General features: G+C 39.0%; 17 protein-coding genes. 13 read left to right on the top strand and 4 right to left on the bottom strand.

What is annotated here, in order from left to right:
* Positions 1 to 26: 26 nt before the first annotated feature.
* From MLC35_RS08480 to MLC35_RS08470, 3 genes are all read right to left on the bottom strand, one after another.
* Positions 27 to 818, bottom strand: a complete 792-nt coding sequence (locus tag MLC35_RS08480; protein ID WP_151899878.1) for a formate/nitrite transporter family protein — start codon at positions 816 to 818, stop codon at positions 27 to 29.
* Positions 819 to 892: 74 nt separating this feature from the next.
* Positions 893 to 2,815: a ferredoxin--nitrite reductase gene (locus tag MLC35_RS08475; protein ID WP_434636577.1), complete on the bottom strand. Its 1,923-nt coding sequence runs from the start codon at positions 2,813 to 2,815 to the stop codon at positions 893 to 895.
* 20 nt (positions 2,816 to 2,835) lie between these two features.
* On the bottom strand, positions 2,836 to 4,116 hold the full coding sequence (locus tag MLC35_RS08470) for an MFS transporter (protein WP_434636575.1): 1,281 nt from the start codon (positions 4,114 to 4,116) through the stop codon (positions 2,836 to 2,838).
* A gap of 214 nt (positions 4,117 to 4,330) precedes the next feature.
* Here MLC35_RS08470 and MLC35_RS08465 point away from each other — a divergent pair, with 214 nt between their 5' ends.
* The 13 genes from MLC35_RS08465 (at position 4,331) to MLC35_RS08405 (ending at position 19,470) form a co-directional block, all read left to right on the top strand.
* Positions 4,331 to 4,945 (top strand): hypothetical protein, encoded by a 615-nt coding sequence (locus MLC35_RS08465; RefSeq protein ID WP_151899881.1) that lies wholly within the window; start codon positions 4,331 to 4,333, stop codon positions 4,943 to 4,945.
* Positions 4,942 to 6,630 carry a cbb3-type cytochrome c oxidase subunit I gene (locus MLC35_RS08460; protein ID WP_151899882.1) on the top strand — a complete coding sequence of 563 codons (1,689 nt, stop codon included), beginning with the start codon at positions 4,942 to 4,944 and terminating at the stop codon, positions 6,628 to 6,630. Before MLC35_RS08465 ends, MLC35_RS08460 begins: the two co-directional genes overlap by 4 nt.
* Before the next feature lie 166 nt (positions 6,631 to 6,796).
* Entirely contained in the window at positions 6,797 to 7,402 is a 606-nt protein-coding gene (locus MLC35_RS08455) for a hypothetical protein (protein WP_434580084.1), read from the top strand.
* Positions 7,395 to 7,883, top strand: coding sequence for a hypothetical protein (locus MLC35_RS08450; protein ID WP_151899884.1), 489 nt, complete (start codon positions 7,395 to 7,397; stop codon positions 7,881 to 7,883). Before MLC35_RS08455 ends, MLC35_RS08450 begins: the two co-directional genes overlap by 8 nt.
* Positions 7,884 to 8,057: 174 nt before the next feature.
* Complete coding sequence (locus MLC35_RS08445) at positions 8,058 to 9,623, top strand: DmsC/YnfH family molybdoenzyme membrane anchor subunit (protein WP_434636572.1); 1,566 nt, start codon at positions 8,058 to 8,060, stop codon at positions 9,621 to 9,623.
* Positions 9,620 to 11,911, top strand: coding sequence for a molybdopterin oxidoreductase family protein (locus tag MLC35_RS08440; RefSeq protein ID WP_434636570.1), 2,292 nt, complete (start codon positions 9,620 to 9,622; stop codon positions 11,909 to 11,911). The genes MLC35_RS08445 and MLC35_RS08440 overlap by 4 nt, the downstream gene beginning before the upstream one ends.
* Positions 11,912 to 11,996: 85 nt before the next feature.
* Positions 11,997 to 12,590 (top strand): GGDEF domain-containing protein, encoded by a 594-nt coding sequence (locus MLC35_RS08435; RefSeq protein WP_434636568.1) that lies wholly within the window; start codon positions 11,997 to 11,999, stop codon positions 12,588 to 12,590.
* Between the two features lie 66 nt (positions 12,591 to 12,656).
* Positions 12,657 to 13,367: a UMP kinase gene (gene pyrH, locus MLC35_RS08430; protein ID WP_151899887.1), complete on the top strand. Its 711-nt coding sequence runs from the start codon at positions 12,657 to 12,659 to the stop codon at positions 13,365 to 13,367.
* A gap of 19 nt (positions 13,368 to 13,386) precedes the next feature.
* A complete protein-coding gene (locus MLC35_RS08425; protein ID WP_151899888.1) occupies positions 13,387 to 13,608 on the top strand; it encodes a DNA-directed RNA polymerase subunit omega in 222 nt (73 codons plus the stop codon).
* Between the two features lie 19 nt (positions 13,609 to 13,627).
* On the top strand, positions 13,628 to 15,766 hold the full coding sequence (locus tag MLC35_RS08420; RefSeq protein ID WP_434638309.1) for a RelA/SpoT family protein: 2,139 nt from the start codon (positions 13,628 to 13,630) through the stop codon (positions 15,764 to 15,766).
* A 19-nt stretch (positions 15,767 to 15,785) separates the two neighbouring features.
* Positions 15,786 to 16,985: a tyrosine--tRNA ligase gene (gene tyrS / locus MLC35_RS08415; RefSeq protein ID WP_346389021.1), complete on the top strand. Its 1,200-nt coding sequence runs from the start codon at positions 15,786 to 15,788 to the stop codon at positions 16,983 to 16,985.
* A gap of 1 nt (position 16,986) precedes the next feature.
* Entirely contained in the window at positions 16,987 to 18,078 is a 1,092-nt protein-coding gene (locus MLC35_RS08410) for a nitronate monooxygenase (RefSeq protein ID WP_151899891.1), read from the top strand.
* Between the two features lie 6 nt (positions 18,079 to 18,084).
* Positions 18,085 to 19,470 carry an N-acetylmuramoyl-L-alanine amidase family protein gene (locus MLC35_RS08405; protein WP_434580076.1) on the top strand — a complete coding sequence of 462 codons (1,386 nt, stop codon included), beginning with the start codon at positions 18,085 to 18,087 and terminating at the stop codon, positions 19,468 to 19,470.
* A 14-nt stretch (positions 19,471 to 19,484) separates the two neighbouring features.
* Here MLC35_RS08405 and MLC35_RS08400 read toward each other — a convergent pair whose 3' ends face one another.
* The gene (locus tag MLC35_RS08400; RefSeq protein WP_434580074.1) at positions 19,485 to 20,564 is read right to left on the bottom strand and encodes a DHH family phosphoesterase; all 1,080 of its coding nucleotides are present in this window, start codon (positions 20,562 to 20,564) and stop codon (positions 19,485 to 19,487) included.
* Between the last annotated feature and the right edge of the window lie 3 nt (positions 20,565 to 20,567).

Here is a 20,567-nt window from a genome sequence, read left to right as displayed (position 1 = left end):
AAAACGGTATTTATTTTAAAGAGTTTTTATGCCTGATTTTTTCTATGTGTGTAATATAAAGCCATACCTGTACAAATCGCTCCGCCAACAATATTTCCCAAAGTTACCGGAATTTCATTCCACAGCCACCACTGTGACACACTTACATTTGCACCAAGCATTATGCCTGCAGGAATAACAAACATATTTACAACGGCGTGTTCAAACCCCTGTCCAAAGAAAGTAAGAATCGGGAGCCACATAGCTGCAATTTTTCCTATTGTTGTTGTAGCTGTCAATGCCATAACGACACCCAAAGACACCATCCAGTTACAAAAAACAGCTTTTAAAAAGACGGTATAGATACCGTCTGCACCTATTTTTTCATATCCGATTGTTTTTGCTTCTGCAATATGCTTAATCATGTCTATGACAGGAGATGATTCCACATGTCCGAATTTTGTAGCAACCAGGCTGTAAAGAGCTGCAAAAAGCAGGCTGCCCAGCAGATTTCCTGTAAAGACCCAGAACCAGTTTACAGAGAGTTTTGCGAACCCGATTTTTTTGTCAAACAAAGATGTCGTCAATAAAGCAAAACTTCCGGTGACAAGCTCCAATCCCAGCAAAACAATCATAACAAAACCGACAGGGAAAATAAGCGCTCCGACAATAGGCAGATGTGTCTGTGTAGAAGCAACAATAGCCAGGGTTGTAGCAACCCCAAGAAGAGCACCCGCAAGGGAACCGCGTATCAATAAATCTTTTACACCCAATCCTGATTTGTATACTCCGGCTGTTACCATTCCATCTACAACTATCTCTGGTTTTACATAACTCATATGAATTCCTTATAATTTTATTTAATAAGTATAGCTTAAATCTGTATACTTAATAGGTTTATAATGATTAATTTTTAATCATTGTCAGCCAAGCTGATTAATGGAAGCAATTCGGAAAAAACAACGGCTCTTTTTGCTTCAACATCCAGCATCTTAAAAACGAGTTCATTGATGTTCTTATCAATATCGGAAACTATTTTATTGAGAGGTATCAGTTTTTCTCTTGGATTTTCATTTGTAAATCTGTTGTATGCCGTATACGGTTCTTGTTTGGAGAGAGCAAAATAGAGCTTACGGCCAAGTTCAAAAAGTTCAAACTCTTCAATATGTCCTGTTTTTGGAATTTTATTGATATTTAAATCAATAGCAATGTTTTTTGATCGTAAATAAGCTTGGAGTTGCATATAAAAACCGAGATATGCATGAGAATACTGTGCTAAAATTCTGTCATGAAATGCTTCAAATGATTCGTTTTTTAAACGCAGTTTTTTATATTCCAACACAAGAGTCTCAACAAAGTATTTAGAAAATTTCAGTGGAGCAGATTTGATAACGGTATACCCGTTTTTTCCCTCACTGACGATTTTCCCGCCTATGGTTATGTGGACACCGTCCTCGGTTTGTCCTTTCACTTTTGCTTTACAGCCTTCAAAACCGATGTCTCCTATCTCATGTGTTCCGCAGCCTTTGACACAGGCTGACCAGTACATTCGTACTCTCCCTGATTCAAGAGGAACGGCCTTACTTAAATATGCAGCCATTTCTATAGCATCCTCTTTGTTTTCAATAACGCCAAATGCACAGTGTTTGGTTCCTGCACAGGCGACAAGGTTGTTAAAGTAAGGCGTGTTTATGTTTTTATATTTTGTAAAAAAAGAATCTTCTAAAAGTGCAGCCGTGTCTTTGACACCTAGAATGTAGATATTTTGTTCAACACTGAATCTGATTTCGTTATTGCCGTAATTTTGGCTTAACTCGGATACTTTTATCAGATCGCTACCTGTAAATATTCCCGAAGGTACAATAATCTGTACTCCAAATGAACCGTCTCGAAGTTGGATTTTTCCGTGTTCTGAGTCTACAGGATCTATTTGTGTCATTGTGTCACCGGCGGTGGCAAAATTTACGCCTGCAACATCACGAATGGCTGCAGAAATTTCAGCCATGCCGACAGCCTCAATGAGAAAGTGCAGTCTGTTTTTGTTTCTGTTGTCACGGAAACCATACTTTTGAAAGATTGCTATAAGTGCACCGTAGGCCTGTAAAACCTCTTCTTCGTTTGCCAAAAATATGTCTGCATTTTTTGCAATCATACCGACTCTGCCACCAAGAAACATATTGTAACCGTATACTCCGTCTTTTTGTGCAAGTACGAGAGAACAGTCATGTCCAAAAACATTACATCTGTTTGCGAGAGAGCCTGAAATCCCGGTATTGAATTTTCTTGGCAGTGTTGAGATCCAATCCGGATTTTTTAAAAATGTTTTTTCGATTTTTTTAAGTAAATCATACGAAGGAAGCACATTGTCAAAACCGTCTTTGTCAAATGGGTCTGTGACGATATTTCTAAAGTTGTCCACACCTGTCTGGTAGGAGGTGAGTCCAACTTCTTCAAGTCCGTTTAAAACAGCAGGCATATCTTCGATATTTAAAAAACGGAGTTCAATTTGTGCTCTGGTTGTGATATCAATATAATCCTGACCGAAATTTTTTGCAATTTCTCCGATTTTTTTTGCCTGAATTGCGTTGAGGTGTCCCCCTGCAACTCTGACTCTCATCATAAACTGCTTCGGCGTGAGACCGTCTTTGTCAAAGATCCCAAAACATTTCAAAAAATATTTTTTGTCTTCATCCTCAATTGCATCATATCCCTCTCGTGCATACTCTGTTATCTTTTCAAAAGCCTCCATAGGATTTTTAAGGTTTTTGACTGTTTCGATTTTATTAACTTTTTTACTTCTAGCTTCATATGCTTTTTCTAATACTTGTAATTGCAAAATATTCTCCATTTTCTCATTTATATTCTTCCGCCGGCTGCAACGCCCCAGGTTGTTCTCCATCGTGTTTTTACCAAACTTATTCCCATGATAGCTACAAGTACAACACCGGCAAATATCATAAAACCAGCCGAATAGCCGTCAAAGGCACCTTTTGACCATCCAAGCGTTTTAATAAGGGCTGTACCCCCGAGTCCGCCGGCTGCACCGATAATCCCCGTCATGATTCCAATATCTTTGCCAAATCGCTGAGGCACAAGTTGAAAAACTGCCCCGTTCGCCATGCCAAGGTTTGCCATTATTGCAAAGAGTACTGCAATTGCAACCCAAAACGGCAGAGTAACAGTTGCATTTACAATTGCCAATGCGGCTACAATACCAAAAAAGATATAAAGTGATTTGACACCACCCATTTTATCTGCAACAGCACCACCGACAGGTCTCAAGACTGCACCGGCAAAAATTGTAAGCGCTCCAAAATAACCGGCAATGACTTTAACATTGGGTTCATTAAATACACTGAGTCCAAAACTACTCATATCTGCTTGATAGGTGTTCATAAGATAAACTTTCATATATCCTGCAAATCCGACAAATCCTCCAAAGCTTACTGCATAAAAGAGGTTAAACCACCAAGTGTCTCTGTCACGTAAGAGTTTGGCATAATCTTTGAGTTTTTTAGGACGGGGCGTGTAAACCTTTTTTGGTGCATCTTTTGCCAAAAAGATGTATGTTACAAAGATTAAGGTTGATAATGCTCCACCAACTAAAAAGACTGCCTGCCACCCCCAAAGTTCTGCTATTTTTGGAGCAAACATAAAGTCAACAACAACACCAATATTGCCGGCACCTGCAATTCCCAAAACGACTCCCTGCAGTTTTGGCGGATACCACTGTCCTGCCTGTGGCAATGCAACCGCAAAAGAAGCACCTGCAAATCCGAGACCGACAGCTACAATCAGGAGTTCATTATAGGTAATGGTCTCTCCTCTGAAATAGGCGTAAAACAGCACAGATATAACAACTGCCTGACTCATAAGCGCTGTTTTTTTCGCACCGAATTTATCAACACCGAATCCAAGTACAATACGAAGCAGTGCTCCTGCCAAAATCGGAATAGAAAGCAGTGTGGCTTTTTGTGAGGCACTCATTATAAATCCGTGCATTGCCAATGATTCACTGATTTCTGTTGCCAATGGGCCTAGCATGGTCCAGACCATAAAGCTAAAATCAAAATAAAGAAAAGCTGCAAAAAGTGTTTTTGCATCGCCTTGACCTTTGAGGGCTTTAAAACTTGCCATATTATACATTCTCCAATGAAATTTAATAGTGTAATTATAGTGAAAAATATTTCCGATTTAAAAATATTATTGATTAAAAAGTAATCAATTTAGAATTTTCAAAAGATTAGAAATTATACAATTTTCATATTAAAGAGTGATTTTCTTGATATATATCAATTTTATCAATTCTCGTTTTTTATACAATTTGTGAAAATTTAAGGAGAGCATTATCATGACATTTACAAATTCGGCTGAATTGTTGTCTTTTCACTGGGTTGCTTACTCTATATATGCTGCAATGATTATTTCTGTTGTTGCATGGTTTGGGTATAACCTGACAAAAAAAGATGCCAAGTCAGTTTTTCGTATTCCATTTTACTGGTATATGGCATTTTTGGTTGCAGGCGGTGTGGGACACCATATTTTTACATACAATACAATTCCGTGGGTGTCACAGGATATTGACAGACATAACATCAAACCGGATGCAAAGTATGAATTTGAGATTAAAAATCATAAGTGGCTGGGTTTGCCAAAACAGATAGTTATACAGTGTGGACAAACGGTTGAGTTTGATGTACACAGCAGAGATCTGGTGTATGGGTTTGGACTCTTTCGTCAAGACGGTTCCATGGTGATGCAGATGCAGGTCAATCCCGGCACGGATGTCAACGGTATCTTGGACTCCAATGATATTTTATGGACATTTAATCATAACGGTGTTTTTGATTTAACATCCACTGAATATTCCGGACCCAGACAGTACAGCGAAGACGGTAAAGATTTAATGCTGGTGAAAGATTTCGTTAAAGTCGTAGGCTGTAAAGATAATGGAGGCATTCAATGAGTTATATAAATACATTAATAAATGGTACAAATTTTGACCATAAAGGCTTAAATGCTTTGCAAAAGGTAACACTCAGACCGGTTGTCATGGCATTTTTATTTTACGGACTGGTCGCTTTGGAGGGTATGATTATGAGAATGGTTGAGGTCGGACATGTGCCGCTTAATCCTCTGCCTGAGCAGTTTTTTCATCCGGAACATTTCTTTTCCATCATGACAGTACACCCGATTGTCGGTATATTCGGTTCGACCTATCAGCTGGTCTTTGGTGCTTTTACATTTTTGGTGCCATATCTTACGAAAAAACCGCTCTACAGCGTAAAACTTGCCAACTGGACCTGGATATTGATTACTTTAGGGACTGCTTTGGCATGGATAGCCGCATTTGTATGGCAGTATGCACCCTTATATACATTGTACTGGCCGCTTCCTGCCGATACACACCAGTTTAATGTTATTGGCGGTATTGTCTTTATTCTGGGTGTAGCATTAATTATGGTTGGAACTTTAGGCTTTATCTACAATATATATGCAACAATTTTTGCGCGGGTAGGTATTCATAAAAACAAGACAACAAAAGAACTTTTAATCTCAGGATTTGGTATAGACGGATTTTTAAATCTTATCAACAAGCTGAGAGGAAAACAGCCTTATACAAAAGAGCCGGCTTTGGCACTTCCTGTTGTGGCAATCTTCCGCGGTACGGTAGATACTTTCTTGGATGCACTGGTGATTTTGGGTGCAGGTATTTTAATCCTGGTTTATTTGGTTTTTGATGCAAGCGGACATGCACTTGATGTCACGGCGATTGATGCCCTTTTGTACAAGAACTTTTTTTGGTGGGGGCTTGATTTGGTTGCGGATGGTCTGGTTCTGATTTATGTGGCAGGTTCGTGGTATTTGCTCGCCACATTAATCACCGGACAAAAGCTTTTTATGGAAAATGTTGCCCGTGCGGCGTTAATGCTTGAGCTTTTGGTTTCCTGGATGGTCTGGTCGCATCACCTTCTTGGTGATCAGGGACAACCTGAAATGATGAAACTTATCTCCGGTGAGATGGTGACTGCCTTTGAACTGCTGACCCAGGGACTGGCACTCTTTATTACCCTTGTGACACTTTGGAAGGCCCGTCCTCTGAAAATGACTATGGAACTAAAATATCTTCTCGGCGGACTTGTAGGGTTTGGTCTGGCTGTGCCTGCTGCAATTATCCAGGCAGATATGGGGATGAACAGAGTGTTGCACAATACACAGTGGATTATCGGTGCGCATGTGCATATTGCTTTGATTGTCGGATTGTATATGACACTCTATTCGGCTCTGTATGTTTTATGGCCATTGGTAACAAACAACACAAAACTCTATTCTCACAAACTGGCAAATACACATTTTTGGCTGCATCTTATTGGCGGTATCGGTATGGGCGCATTTATGGGAATGGCAGGACTTGACGGGATGCTCCGTCGTCACCTTTATGTGGATGGGCAGTTTAATCCAGACATGATATTCGCCGCTATTTTTGGAACGATGCTGCTTGTCGCCTGGGCAGTATTCTTATACAATATTATTATGAGTGTGGGTATCAAAGGCTTAATCGGTATATTTTTGCCTGCAAAAGATGCAACGGCTTCTTATGGGATAGAAGAAGAGTTGGAACCGGCAGATGATCCGGCATTTGCGCAGTAAAAGTTTCATATTTTTTTCGGAATTCAGACAGGGCTTAGTCTTTAAAGACACAAAGCCCGTACTAAAGTACGGGTTCCGAACAGATTGCAAACATAATAGTCATGTTTGGAAAGTTTTAAGATTTAGAATTTATTCAGTAAGAGATTAAAATAATAGGAAAAAACAGTTGATAAACTTAGACCGAGTTGCACGTGAAATCAAGACTATAGGACTGTACGATTTGGTTTTGCAGGATGTGCAAAGAATTACCGGGAAAAACAGAGTAAATGAAGAAGAAATTCTTCAGATATTAGAGAAAAATCCGGAAATTCTGCAAGATTACATGCAGACAAATGTCGAATACAATTTGAGCAATATCCATCTCAAAGATATCAATGTACAAAATCTCAAAGATGAATGCAAACAAGAAGCGCAAACCTTTAATGAAAATCTGGCAAAATTGCGTGTCTTGGAAAAATATACACTTGATTTTGAACAGAGTGCCACGCTTGTCATCATTTTTTCCATTGAGTTTTTTGTTCTTTTTTCTGTGCAGTATTTTATAGTATTGCTAAATCTCAAAGCGTGGCAATGGTGGATATATACACTCTTTGCCTCCTCTGTTGCTTTTGCCTACTGGTATGGTAAAAAGCAGAGCAGACTGTATGCAAAAAACAAACAGCGTTACGAAATGCTTTATCTGCAGACATTACAACTCTTGGAAGCACTGGAAGAAAAAGAGTGTATCAAAAAAGAGGACTTGTTGATTCATGAGTGTGAAGAACATGTCTAAAACAATCAGTGTTGATTATATTTGGAACAAAGAACTGGCGCTGCAGACAAGCAAGCTTTTTTATGATTATGATATGCGTCATTCTGCCAAAAGATATATAGGCTGGTTTTTTGTCGCTTTGGTGCAGTTTGGTATTGTCGGTGCTTTGAAGCATGAAAGTTACGGTATTTTGTATCTTTCAACCTTTTTGGTCTTTTACTGGTATTTTGGAAGATGGTTTCTGCGAAAAAGAATGTTGTTAAATTTTTACAAAAAAAATATGCCTCAAGATACACAAGTGCATTTTATTATTGACACAGAAGGCTTGCATAAAGATAAAAAGCGCATTCCCTGGGAAGAAATTACAAGGATAATAGAACTTGAAAACGGGATTTTGGTGCAAAGCCTGCATGATACACTTTTTTTTCAAAATTCTGCCTTTGGATCTGTTGATGAACGCAAAGAGTTTTTGGCGCTGGCCAAAGACAAAGGAAAACGCTAATGCACTATTTTTTTATTGGAGCAGTAAGCCTTTTTGTCATAGGATTGCTTATTGTCGGGGCAGTTATGGACAAAGAGGATATGGAAGGTGATGATTAAAAATTAAACAAAGAATTATAAAAATATTCATTTGCATAGAGTATAATTTCATCACTTTTATATGGAGATACCTTACATGCAGACACCTTTAGAAAATTTTATAGAGTATAAAGCCGATACAGGGATGCAATGTGGGAATTACTCTATAGAGATACCGCCGTTAAAAGAGGGGGAACAGTACCGTTTTCATTTTGATGCTGTTGCCTGTGTCGGGTGTCGGTGCTGTGAAGTTGCCTGTAACGAACAAAACAACAATCCTGCCGATATAAAATGGCGTCGTGTCGGAGAGATGGAAGGCGGAGATTTTCCGGCTTTTACCCAGATGCTCAATTCTATGAGCTGCAATCACTGTATAGATCCTGAATGTCTCACAGGCTGTCCGACGGAATCATATATAAAGATAGCCGAAACAGGCATAGTCGTGCATGATGACGATACCTGTATCGGCTGTCAGTACTGCACATGGAACTGCCCGTACGGTGTTCCTGTTTTTCATGAAGAGAGAAATATTGTTACAAAATGTCATATGTGTCATGAACGGCTTGATGTCGGAGAGTCTCCTGCCTGTGTGCAGGCCTGTCCTGCAGGAGCTATTGAGATTGAGGTTGTCAATGTCAAAGAGTGGCTGGAACGTGACATAGACGAACAGGCAAACATGCCGTTTTTGCCGGATGCACGCATAACAAATTCTACAACGCGCTACACGCTTCCCGAGAATCTGCCGGATGATATGAAAGAGATGGATGAACACATCTTAAAACCTGCACATAAAGAACTGCCTCTTGTTTTTATGACAGTTTTGACGCAAATTTCACTCGGTGGGTTTTTGGCGCTCTTTTTAGGAGACTTTATGAGTCTGTTTGGATTTGAGAGTACCAACTGGATTATGGCACTGCTTGTGATGCTTCCCGCGGCAATCGGGCTGCCTCTCTCAGCCTTGCACCTTGGGCGTCCGTTTTTGGCGATGACAGCCATGAAAAATATAAAAACCTCGTGGCTCTCCCGCGAGGCTTTGGCTTTGGGTGTTTTTACAGGGCTTATGAGTGCCGTAGTGGCAACATACTTTTTCGATATCTCCAATATATTGCGTTTGTTCCTTGAAGCACTGACTTTAGCTGTGGGAATCTATGGAATTTATGCACAAAGTATGATTTACCGTATTCGTGCCCGTCCTTCCTGGAACAGGATTACAACGAACTTCAAGTTCTTCGGTGTGGCATATATCGGAATCTTTTTCGTTGCATTTATCAGCTCTGTATCAAGCGTGCATGAAGCGATTATTCCTTTGACGACCTTGGGTATGCTCGGTGCTTTGGCACAGCTTTTTTTCTCTTATGAAGATATAAGAACACTTGATGCTAAAGAGAATGCATACCAACTGCAACGGACAAAAAGACTTTTAAATGAAAATTTTCATAAGGTCAAAATGATTCGTTTTGCCACGTTGATATTCGGTGGTGTGGTACTGCCGCTGTTTACTTTGGTCTTTGTAAGCGCTTCGTTACATGTAACGGCTTCTGTGATGCTTTTTTTGGCAATCATTATTGCCTTTGTGAGTGAAATAAGTGATAGATTTTTATTTTATACCACGGTTGTTCCTCTTGGAATGGCAGGTGGATTTTTTGTAGGGAAACAACGATGATAAGTAAATTAAAAGATTTTTTAGGGTTTGATATAAAAGAAGAGAAATACAAACTCTCACATGATGAAACATTCGGCATGATAGCCGATGCAAAAAAACCCGATAAATGGGTCTTTTCAACCTGTGGATACTGCGGGGTCGGCTGTGGACTTTACATCGGTGTCAAAGACGGTAAAGCTGTTTACACAAAAGGCAATCCAAAACATTTTGTCAATCAGGGAACACTCTGTCCAAAAGGTTTGAGTGAACATCAAATGCTTAACTCTCCCCATAGAATTCAAACCCCGTTGATAAAACAAAACGGTGAGCTGAAACCTGCAACTTGGGATGAAGCCTTCACGAAAGTAAGCAGTGAATTTAAGAGAATTCAAAAAGAACACGGAAACAAAGCCGTTGCTGTCATTGGCACAGGGCAGTTTCTGACAGAAGAATTTTACATTTTGGGTAAATTTGTCCAGCTTGGTCTTCGCACAAATAATTATGACGGCAATACAACCTTGTGTATGGCATCTGCTGTTATGGGTTACAAACAGTCTCTTGGCAGTGACGGTCCGACAAGCTCATATGAAGATTTTGCACTTGCCGATACTATTTTTTTGGTGGGAGCCAATATTGCGGACAATCATCCGATACTTACCTTACATGTAAACAAAAACCCAAAAAAGAAAGTCATCGTTATAGACCCCAGGGCCTCGAAAACATCCCAAATGGCAGATGTGTATGTGCCTGTAAAACCGCGTACAGATCTGGCGCTTTACAACGGTCTGGCTTACATTGTGATGGAGCAGGGATGGGAAGATGAAGGTTATATAAAAGCAAATACAAACGGATACAAAGAGCTGAAAAAGCATTTGCAGGATTATCCGCCCCAGGAGGTGGCAAACATTACAGGCATTGATGTCAAAACCCTGTATGAACTCGCACGTGAATTTGTCTCAAGTAAAAGTGTTATCACCGGTTGGACAATGGGTGTGAACCAGTCTTTTATGGGAACAGATACTGTCAGTGCCATCATTAATCTGCATCTTTTGACAGGGCATATCGGTCGAGAGGGAACGGGGCCTTTTAGTATAACAGGGCAGTGTAATGCGATGGGAACACGTGAGACAGGGTTCACTTCATCTCTTCCGGGATACAGAAACTTTGGGGATGAAAAGGCTTTAAAAGAATATGCGGAAATTGTCAATGTTCCTCAGGAAATTATTCCGCGTGAACGTGGCTATAAATATGCCGAAATTATTGATGCCATAGACAGAGGTGAAATAAAAGCACTTTGGATAACGGCGACAAATCCGCTGGTTAGTTTTGTCAATCAGGACAAACTGCGAAAAACACTGAAAAAACTTGATTTGCTGGTCGTGCAGGATGCTTTTTTAGGCGATACGGCACAAATAGCAGATGTTGTTTTCGCTGCTGCGACCTGGGGTGAGAAAGAGGGCGTTTATACGAATTCTGAACGTCGCTGCAACAAGGCGAACAAAGCAGTAGAACCGATAGGTGAGGCAAAAAGCGATTTTGATATCATTCTTGAATTTTCAAAATATTTTGAAGGTGTGAATGAAATGCTTTTTCCAAACTGGAGCCAGCCTCGTGATGCTTTTGAGGAGTGGAAAAAAGTCTCAAAAGGACAGTTGTGTGACTACAGCGGTATGAGTTATGAGCTTATAGAAGAGTTGGGCGGGATTCAATGGCCATGTAACGAACAGTTCCCAAAAGGGAGTAAAAGACTCTACACCAAAGATATCCCTTTTAGAACATCCGATAAAAAAGCAAAACTTGTATGTGTGCAATGGCATCCGATGGCAGAGCCTGTAAGCCCTGAGTTTCCTGTTATTTTAAACACTGGAAGGACAGTTGAGCAGTGGCATACACGAACAAAAACAAGAGATATAGCAATTCTTGACAATTTGGCTCCTGAAGCCTGGGTGGACATAAATCCAAAAGATGCGGTCAAACTCAAAGTAAAAAGCGGCGACAGAATGAGTCTTTCATCTCCAAGGGGGCGCATTGATGATGTTATTGTACGGGTGACATCAAGTGTACGCGAAGGCACGGTATTTGTCCCGTTCCATTTTAATGAACAGCTTGTCAATACGTTGACTAATGAAAGTTTTTGTCCAAAGTCAGGGGAACCTAATTTCAAACAAACGGCAATACAGCTTCACTCAGAAGAGGTACCGGAGGGTCTGATACTTGAAGAGGAACAATCAAGCGGAGCGATTGCACATCACAAGGTCGTTTATGAAGGGGTTGCCTATAAAGAAAAAGAGGTGCATTTGCAACAATAGAAGTTATGTTATAATTATTTACGGGTCCTTTCAAATCCCGTTAAGTTAAACAGTCCAAAAACTTCAAAGAACGGCGGTCATAATTATGCAGGAATGTGAACTGTATCAATACACTCTTTTTACAGGCAGTATACTTTTGCTTGCAAGTCTGTTTTTTAATATCAAATACAGAAAAAAGATAAAAAAACGCTTGGAAGATGAAAACAGACTCATAAAAAATGCCTACTATCATCCTGTCACCTCTCTCCCAAATAAAGAAAATGTTAAAATAGTAATTTCTGAACAGATACAAAGAGCTTTGCGACATAATAAATCTTTTTTGGTTATGGTAATAAAAATAAAAAATTTTCATGAAGTTCAGCTGCATTCCAAAGTGCTGGCAGAGGAATTTATGCTTGAAGCAAGTAACAGACTGCTGCAAAGTACACGGAGTGAGGATATAATCGGCCATATCAGTGATGACTCTTTTATCATTGTTTTTAATGAATATTTACAAGAAGAAAATTACAGGAGAGTATGTCAAAGAGTAGAAGAATCATTTGCACAGGCTCCCGAACTCAATACAAAATATACTATAGATTTTAAGGTTTCCATAGGTACATCTGTGTATCCGGATGGGGCTGCAAATCCGGATGCATTAATGGAAAAAGCGAGAAAGGCTGCAATTGATAGAGATTGAATAGTTCAAAGCAAAACAAAAGCCAATTTTAAGTATAATTCACGGATTTTATAAAAAGGTATATGCATGGCAAACAAACGTGTTTTAGTTAAATTTTCGGGTGAAGCTCTTGCTGGAGAAGCAGGTCATGGAATCGATACAAAGATTTTAAAGTATATTGCCCAGGAGATTAAAACTCTTGTTGATGCAGGTATAGAAGTCGGTATAGTCATTGGAGGCGGGAATATCATTCGTGGTGTGACTGCTGCCCAAGACGGAATTATTAAGCGTACATCCGGAGATTATATGGGAATGCTTGCAACTGTGATAAACGGTGTAGCAATGCAGGAGGCCTGTGAGCATGCCGGAATGCAGGTACGTATGCAAACCGCTATAAAAATGGAACAGATTGCTGAACCGTATATTAATCGTAAAGCGACACGCCATCTTGAAAAAGGACGTGTTGTTATTTTTGCAGCAGGGACGGGAAATCCGTTTTTTACTACAGATACGGCAGCAACACTTAGAGCTGTTGAAATCGGTGCAGAAGTTATTATCAAGGCCACAAAAGTTGACGGTGTCTATGACAAGGACCCTGCCAAATACCCGGATGCGGTGAAATTACCCGAACTGACCTATGACCAGGCATTGCAGGATCATATAAAAGTTATGGATGATACCTCAATAGCACTGGCAAAAGACAACAGTCTGCCTATTATTGTCTGCGATATGTCCAAGCAAGGTAACTTATTGGATATTTTAAATGGCAATATGAGCAACTGCTCAATAGTAAAATAAACTAAAGGAAAAACAGAGAATGAAAGTTGAAGAATTAACAGCGAAAGTTTTAGATGAAAATCCAAGTATGGATAGATATCAACTGGCAATTGCAGTTGCAAAAAGATGTGATGAACTGGAAAACGGTGCTCCAAGCAAATTAAATGTCAATACAAGCAGTATCAAGTCAACTGATTTGGCGCTTATGGAAATAGCTGAAGGACTTATTAGAGTCAAAGGCTTTAGCGACAAAGAGAAATAAGTTTTTGCCTTTGAGTCAAATGGATATAGAACAGGTAAAACACATCAATGATGTTGAATCTGCAATAGCTTATCTTTTTTCTCAAATACCCCAAAGTGAACCACTTGAAAAAGCATTAGACTTTTCTATAAAAGCACACGAAGGGCAGTATAGAAAAAGTGGTGAAGCTTACATAATCCATCCCATTTTAGTAGCCTCCATTGTTGTTTCTATAACAAATGATGAGTCGATGGCTATTGCCGCCTTATTGCATGATGTTGTTGAAGACACTCCTGTTACTATTGAACAGATAGAAGATTTGTTTGGTAAGGATGTTGCCCATTTGGTGGAGGGACTTACAAAAATAGATACGATTAGAGATCATGAACTCATTCCCTCCAATTCTGATGAAAAACTTGTTGTATCGGCACTCTCTTTTAGAAAAATGCTTATTGCCAGTATTCATGATGTACGGGTGCTTGTTGTCAAACTGTGTGACAGACTGCACAATATGCTCACCCTTGATGCCTTGCCTGCTCACAAGCAAAAACGAATTGCCGAAGAGACATTGGTTGTGTATGCCCCTATTGCACACAGATTGGGGATTTCATTTTTAAAAAATATACTTGAAGACTTAAGTTTTGGCTATTTGTTTCCCAAGGAAAAGCAGGAAATAGAAAATTATCTTCAGACAAACTATCATGCAATTGAGATGAAACTTGATGCAATCAAAGAATCAATTATGAAGATTCTTGTGAAAAATGGCTTTTGTGAAGATGATTTTGAGATTTTGTCCAGAATAAAACATAAATATTCTATTTATCTGAAGATGCAGAGAAAAGGTGTGAGTATTGATGAGGTGCTGGATCTTTTGGCTGTTCGGATTCTTACAAAAGACCCTGTAAAGTGTTATACGATTTTGGGGCTTATTCATCTTAATTTTCGTCCGCTTGCCTCACGTTTTAAAGATTATATTGCTGTTGCAAAAGACAATGGATACCAGACCATTCACACAACTGTTTTTCATGATGCTGCAATTTTTGAAGTACAGATTCGAACCTATGATATGCATAAAACTGCTGAACTCGGAGTTGCCGCACACTGGAAATATAAAAGCGGCGGCAACAATATCAAGCTGGACTGGTTAGACAGTCTGCAGTACCAAAATGAGTCTGTAGAGGATTTTTATGCATTGATAAAAAATGATTTGTATTCTGAAGACATTTCGGTTTTTTCTCCGTCCGGTGATGCTTTTACCCTTCCCCGCGGAGCAGTGGCACTTGATTTTGCTTACGCTGTACACTCAGAAGTCGGAAACAAAGCTGTGAACGCTTTAATCAACAAAACAAAAGCCTCTTTAATGAGCGAACTCAATAATGGTGATATAGTAAAAATAATTACCGGAGATGAAATTGTTACAAGATGTTCCTGGATTGATGCGGTCAAAACATCAAAAGCCAAAACAAATATGAAACTAAACTGCAATGCAAGAATACGTGATCTTAATGCAAAAGTGGCTGTGAGTATTGTTGCAACTGCAATGAAGCTGAATTTCGCGAGAGTGCAGGAATGGTTTTTGAAACATCATTGTGACAGTGTGACCTCTATTCCTAACGACATAGAACATTTTAAGAATGTTATTCATAAATATATAGTAGAAATCAGTAAAAACAACAGATTTAAAAAGTTTATTTCCCGACACAGATTCAAACTCAAAGGGTATGAAATTGCAGGTATTGAGATATTCTCTACAACAAACATTACCGATATAGTGTTTGATTACTGCTGTCATCCTAAACACGGGGATGAAATTATGGGATTTTTGGATAAAACAAAGGTGCATGTTCATCACAAACTGTGCAACAATGCTACAAAAATGCTCGATGCACATGATCCGATGGTCTTTGTCCGCTGGAAGCAGGAAAAAATTTACCGATACAAACTGATTGCCTCTTTGCATAATGAAAAAGGTGCTTTGGCTGAGTTTTTAAGTTTCCTGGTTAAATTGGATGTGGATATCAATGCAATTGAGCTGGGCAAAGAGAGTGCTGATTATATTAAGTACTGTGAGCTTGTTTTTGAGGCAAAAGAAGCTGATATTAATTCACTTCGTGCTAAAATAGAGTCTAAAATAAAAGTTGTCAATTTGGTGAGAACTGATGATGCTTATAAAAATTAAATAAATATAGAGAGAAAAAATGATAGATGAAGCTTTAAGAGAGATAAACAGAGGTTGTGCAGAGATTATTGACAACGAAAGAATAGAAAAACTTTTAAAAGCTTATTTTCAAGAGGGAAAGACATATACGGTAAAAGCCGGTTTTGACCCGACTGCACCGGATTTGCATCTTGGACATACTGTTCTTTTGCAAAAACTTGCAACCTTTCAGAAATATGGTGCAAGAGTACAGTTTCTTATAGGAAGTTTTACGGCAACAATTGGTGATCCGACAGGGAAAAATGCCACACGAAAAGTATTGTCAAAAGAAGATATAATCAAAAATATTGAGAGTTATACGACACAGGCTTTTAAAATTTTAGATGAGAGTAAAACTGACATAGTCTACAATGATGACTGGCTGGGAAAAATGAGTGCAGCTGATTTAATAGCGCTTGCCTCAAATTTAACAGTGGCACGTATGCTGGAGCGTGATGATTTTTCAAAAAGATTTAAAACAAATGTCGCAATTGCCACAAGTGAGTTTATGTATCCGTTGTTGCAGGGTTATGACAGTGTACACTTGAAATCTGATATAGAAATAGGCGGAACAGATCAAAAATTTAACCTTTTAATGGGAAGACAGCTGCAAAAAGTATATAATATTAAGAAACAGCAGGCTGTTTTAATGATGCCTATTCTCGAAGGTCTTGACGGTGTCCAGAAAATGAGTAAGTCTCTGGGAAATTATATTGGTGTTTCAGATGAACCAAATGATATGTTTGGTAAAGTTTTAAGTATATCCGATGAGCTGATGTGGAGATATTTTGAGCTTTTGAGCGATAAAAGTCTTGATGAGATTGCAGCACTTGAGAGAGCAGTAAAAGAAGGAAAATTACATCCGAAAAAAGTAAAAGAAGACTTGGCATTGGAAATCACAGCGCGTTTTCATGATAAAGAAGCAGCACAAAATGCAAAAGAAGAGTTTGACAAGGTCCATTCAAAAAGCCAAATTCCAAGTGATATTGCAGAGTTTAGCTGTGAGGGACCGATTTGGATTGCAAAAGCTTTGGTTGACTGCAAGATGGAACCCTCAACATCCCAGGCCAGAAGAGATATCAAGCAGGGTGGTGTTAAAATAGACCAGAAAAAAGTATCTGATGAAAAGTTGGAATTGTCATCAGGAGAGTACCTGTTACAGGTTGGAAAAAGAAAATTTGCAAAGTTAAAGGTTAAATAAAATGAGTTTCAAGTCTTTAAAAATTGGTAAATATGAGATTGAAAAACCAATAGTACAAGGTGGTATGGGCGTTGGGATCAGTTGGGATCAGTTAGCTGGTACTGTTTCAAAAGAAGGCGGACTTGGAGTTATCAGTTCTGTTGGAACAGGTTACTACAAAGATAAAGAGTTTGCAAAAAAACTGGTAGCAGACAGGCCTTTGAGCGAAGCAAACTTTTACTCAAAAGAGGGCTTTACCGAAATAATAAAAAATGCCAGAAAAATCTGTGGCGACAAGCCTTTGGCCGCAAATGTTTTGTATGCTATCAATGACTACGGACGTGTTGTTCGCGATGCCTGCGAAGCCGGTATCAATATTGTAATAACAGGTGCAGGGCTGCCGACAAATATGCCGGAGTTCACAGAAGGATATCCTGATGTAGCGCTTGTACCTATTGTATCCTCTGCAAAAGCTTTGAAAATTATTTGTAAAAGATGGCAGAAGCGCTATAACCGTCTTCCTGACGCAGTTATTCTTGAAGGTCCCAAAAGCGGTGGGCATCAGGGCTTTACATACGAACAGTGTTCAATGCCTGAATATCAGTTGGAAAACCTTGTAAAACCTGTTGTAGAAGAAGCAGAACAATGGGGCGGCATGCCGGTAATTGCTGCAGGTGGTGTTTGGGACAAAAACGATATAGAAGCCATGATGGAACTCGGTGCGAGCGGTGTTCAAATGGGAACACGTTTTATCGGTACTTATGAGTGTGATGCGCATGCAAACTTTAAAAAAGTCCTTCTTGATGCAAAAGAGGGTGATATTAAACTGATGAGTTCTCCTGTGGGATATCCTGCACAGGGAGTTGTGACAAATCTCACTCATATGGTAGAAAAAAGAGAAGGTCCTGCAATTAAGTGTATTTCAAACTGTGTTGCACCGTGTAACCGGGGAGAAGAGGCTAAAATTGTCGGTTTTTGTATTGCAGACAGATTAAGTGATGCTTATGAGGGCAACCTGGAAACAGGACTCTTTTTCTCTGGAACCAATGGCTATAAACTAAATGAAATTATTACAGTAAAAGAACTTATTGACAAGCTTATGCATGGTGAATAATACTGTATGGTAAAAGTTTTTGCTCTCATACTTTTTTTTATTACTGTTTTACATGCTGTCAATGATCAGGAGATTTTAAAAAGGGCAGATTCTTTTTTAAAATCTTCGAGTAAAAGCAATCAGTTTCGTGCATATAATGATTATAAAAATCTGTATTTAAGAGCATTGTTGAACGGAGATAAAAAACTTAAACACTCCGCTCTAAAAGGGATAATCTCCAGTGGACATAAATTACATATTGATGTAAAAAGATATGAACAGGAGTATAAACACCTCTCCCCTGCGTCCAGAAAAAATTACAAAGCAAAAAAAAACATTAAAGTCACATCTTCACATAAATTAAAATCAGTTCGCTTTTATAATAAAAGACTGGTATTACAGTTTGATAAAAATCTTCAAAAGAAACAGGTGAACTATTTTACGCTCAATGATAAAAAAAAGAGCATCTATAAATATGTTTTTGATATACATGCTTCCATGTTGAAGAAGTCAAATACTCTCAAACAAGAGGGGGTTGATAAAATTAAACTGGCACAGTACAATCCAAATACATTGCGGTTGGTTATTCAAAACAAAACTCCTTTAAAAATCCGTTTTTTCAAAAAAGGCAAAGAGCTTTCTATAAAAATTATCAACAAGTCAGTAAAAACAAAGAGTGTTGCAGTATTTAACAAATACAAGAAAAAGTCACCCAAAAGACTCGACAGAAATAAAATCATAGTCATAGATGCGGGGCATGGCGGAAAAGACCCGGGAGCCATAGGATACAGAAAATACAGAGAAAAAATTGTGGTCTTAAGTATAGCAAGAGAGTTAAAGCGTATACTTCGTGCAAGAGGTTTTACAGTGTACATGACACGCGACAGTGATCGCTTTATAAAATTAAGAAACAGAACAAAATATGCAAACAGAAAAAATGCAGATATCTTTATCAGTATCCATGCCAATGCAGTTGGACGCAAAGATGCCAAAAAAGTTTGTGGACTGGAATGCTATTTTCTTTCAACATCCCGTTCAAGCAGGGCAAAAAAAGTGGCAGAAATGGAAAATTCGGCAGATTTGGATGAGATGGACTATTACGGAAAGCAAAGCTTTTTAAACACAATAAATTCACACAATATTGTTGCATCGAACAAGCTGGCAATTGATCTGCAAAGAGGGGCGTTAGCAACACTCAAAAGCAGATATAAGAATGTGAAAGATGCAGGGGTCAGAGAAGGACCGTTTTGGGTGCTTGTAGGGGCACAAATGCCTTCTGTTCTGGTAGAAGTCGGATTTATAACACATCCGACAGAAGCCAGACGGCTTGTAAGCAGAAGTTACCAAAAAACAATGGCACAGGGGCTTGCCAATGGAGTGGAACGCTATTTTATAAACTCTCAAAAAAGATAAAGCAGCCTTGAGGCTTAGTCCTCTTTTTTATATTCCAAATCCCCGGCAACAGCTTCTTTGTCGTTGATGACTTTTTCAATCTGCTGTTTGACTTTGTCATAACGGAACTGCTCTTTGAATCCCATAATTCTTCCTCCGGCAGCATTTGGGTGCCCTCCGCCGTTTGCCCACTCTTTGGATATCTGTGCAACACTTACCTTGTCGCTTGCACGCAGACTCATTGTTCCCCGATAGCTGACATCCACAATGAAATCATATTCAGGGTAGGCTGTTAAAAATCCGTTGCCGACTATGGAGGTGTTTCCTATTCCATAACTCAGGTAGCCTCTGTATCCCTTGTAATAGATTGTTTTTTCACTTCTGGCTTTGCCCATAAGTTCAACGACATACCGTGTGGCAAGATTGTCGAGTGTATCATCTTTGTCGCGTTTGAAAAAATTCTTTTTTAAAGAGTGGATTTTTTCATCAAGTAAAATAGGAGCATCAGGTTCATGAATGAATTTTGCCGCTTCATGCAACAGTGTGAGTTTGTAGTTTGAATCTTCATCAGGAAACATAATTCGGTTGAGCTCTTTTGTTTCTGTTACAAGACGCATACAGACTTTCCCGTATTCAAAATTGTCATGTTCTTCCTGTTTCCATAAATCTACTGCATTAACAACATCAACATACTTCTCCATCCATGCAGGTTCGTTGAGTTCAAAGTGTTCTTTTGCATAGTCATAGGTGATTTTTGTAGCGCAGCGGCTGGTATCAAGATAGTACCATTCATGTTTTTTTGCACTCTCTTCCCCGCTTCCATGGTGATCAAGAAGTTGTAATTTGACATCAAATGCACCGTCATTCATTTTTTTTACTTCATGGCTGAGCCAACGGGATTCATCCGCTGTAAGATTCAGGTCCGTAATAAGAATGTAAGCTTTTTCTTTTGCTTTTCTGATGTTTTCCAGCATAAGGTCGAGCTTTTGTTTCACTTCTGCTCCGTAATTGGAGTTGTAGTTAAATCTTTTGTACGGTGTGTACTGCATGACCAGCTGGCAGCTGTAGCCATCCAAATCAATGTGTGAAAGATGATGAATAGTTCTGTTTTTCATTTG

Source organism: Sulfurimonas sp. NW7, from assembly GCF_051132265.1.
In the GTDB taxonomy this organism is placed as follows: Bacteria; Campylobacterota; Campylobacteria; order Campylobacterales; family Sulfurimonadaceae; genus Sulfurimonas; species Sulfurimonas hydrogeniphila.
Note: the sequence above shows the minus strand (reverse complement) of the source record. Positions and strands in the feature narration are given on the sequence as shown.

Coding starts and splice junctions, on each gene's coding strand:
- MLC35_RS08470 (WP_434636575.1), bottom strand. CDS start 4,116: ATGGCAAGTTTTAAAGCCCTCAAAGGTCAAGGCGATGCAAAAACACTT.
- MLC35_RS08460 (WP_151899882.1), top strand. CDS start 4,942: ATGAGTTATATAAATACATTAATAAATGGTACAAATTTTGACCATAAA.
- MLC35_RS08425 (WP_151899888.1), top strand. CDS start 13,387: ATGAAAGTTGAAGAATTAACAGCGAAAGTTTTAGATGAAAATCCAAGT.
- MLC35_RS08400 (WP_434580074.1), bottom strand. CDS start 20,564: ATGAAAAACAGAACTATTCATCATCTTTCACACATTGATTTGGATGGC.
- MLC35_RS08480 (WP_151899878.1), bottom strand. CDS start 818: ATGAGTTATGTAAAACCAGAGATAGTTGTAGATGGAATGGTAACAGCC.
- MLC35_RS08420 (WP_434638309.1), top strand. CDS start 13,628: ATGGATATAGAACAGGTAAAACACATCAATGATGTTGAATCTGCAATA.
- MLC35_RS08435 (WP_434636568.1), top strand. CDS start 11,997: ATGCAGGAATGTGAACTGTATCAATACACTCTTTTTACAGGCAGTATA.
- MLC35_RS08405 (WP_434580076.1), top strand. CDS start 18,085: ATGGTAAAAGTTTTTGCTCTCATACTTTTTTTTATTACTGTTTTACAT.
- MLC35_RS08445 (WP_434636572.1), top strand. CDS start 8,058: ATGCAGACACCTTTAGAAAATTTTATAGAGTATAAAGCCGATACAGGG.
- MLC35_RS08465 (WP_151899881.1), top strand. CDS start 4,331: ATGACATTTACAAATTCGGCTGAATTGTTGTCTTTTCACTGGGTTGCT.
- MLC35_RS08450 (WP_151899884.1), top strand. CDS start 7,395: ATGTCTAAAACAATCAGTGTTGATTATATTTGGAACAAAGAACTGGCG.
- pyrH (WP_151899887.1), top strand. CDS start 12,657: ATGGCAAACAAACGTGTTTTAGTTAAATTTTCGGGTGAAGCTCTTGCT.
- MLC35_RS08440 (WP_434636570.1), top strand. CDS start 9,620: ATGATAAGTAAATTAAAAGATTTTTTAGGGTTTGATATAAAAGAAGAG.
- MLC35_RS08410 (WP_151899891.1), top strand. CDS start 16,987: ATGAGTTTCAAGTCTTTAAAAATTGGTAAATATGAGATTGAAAAACCA.
- tyrS (WP_346389021.1), top strand. CDS start 15,786: ATGATAGATGAAGCTTTAAGAGAGATAAACAGAGGTTGTGCAGAGATT.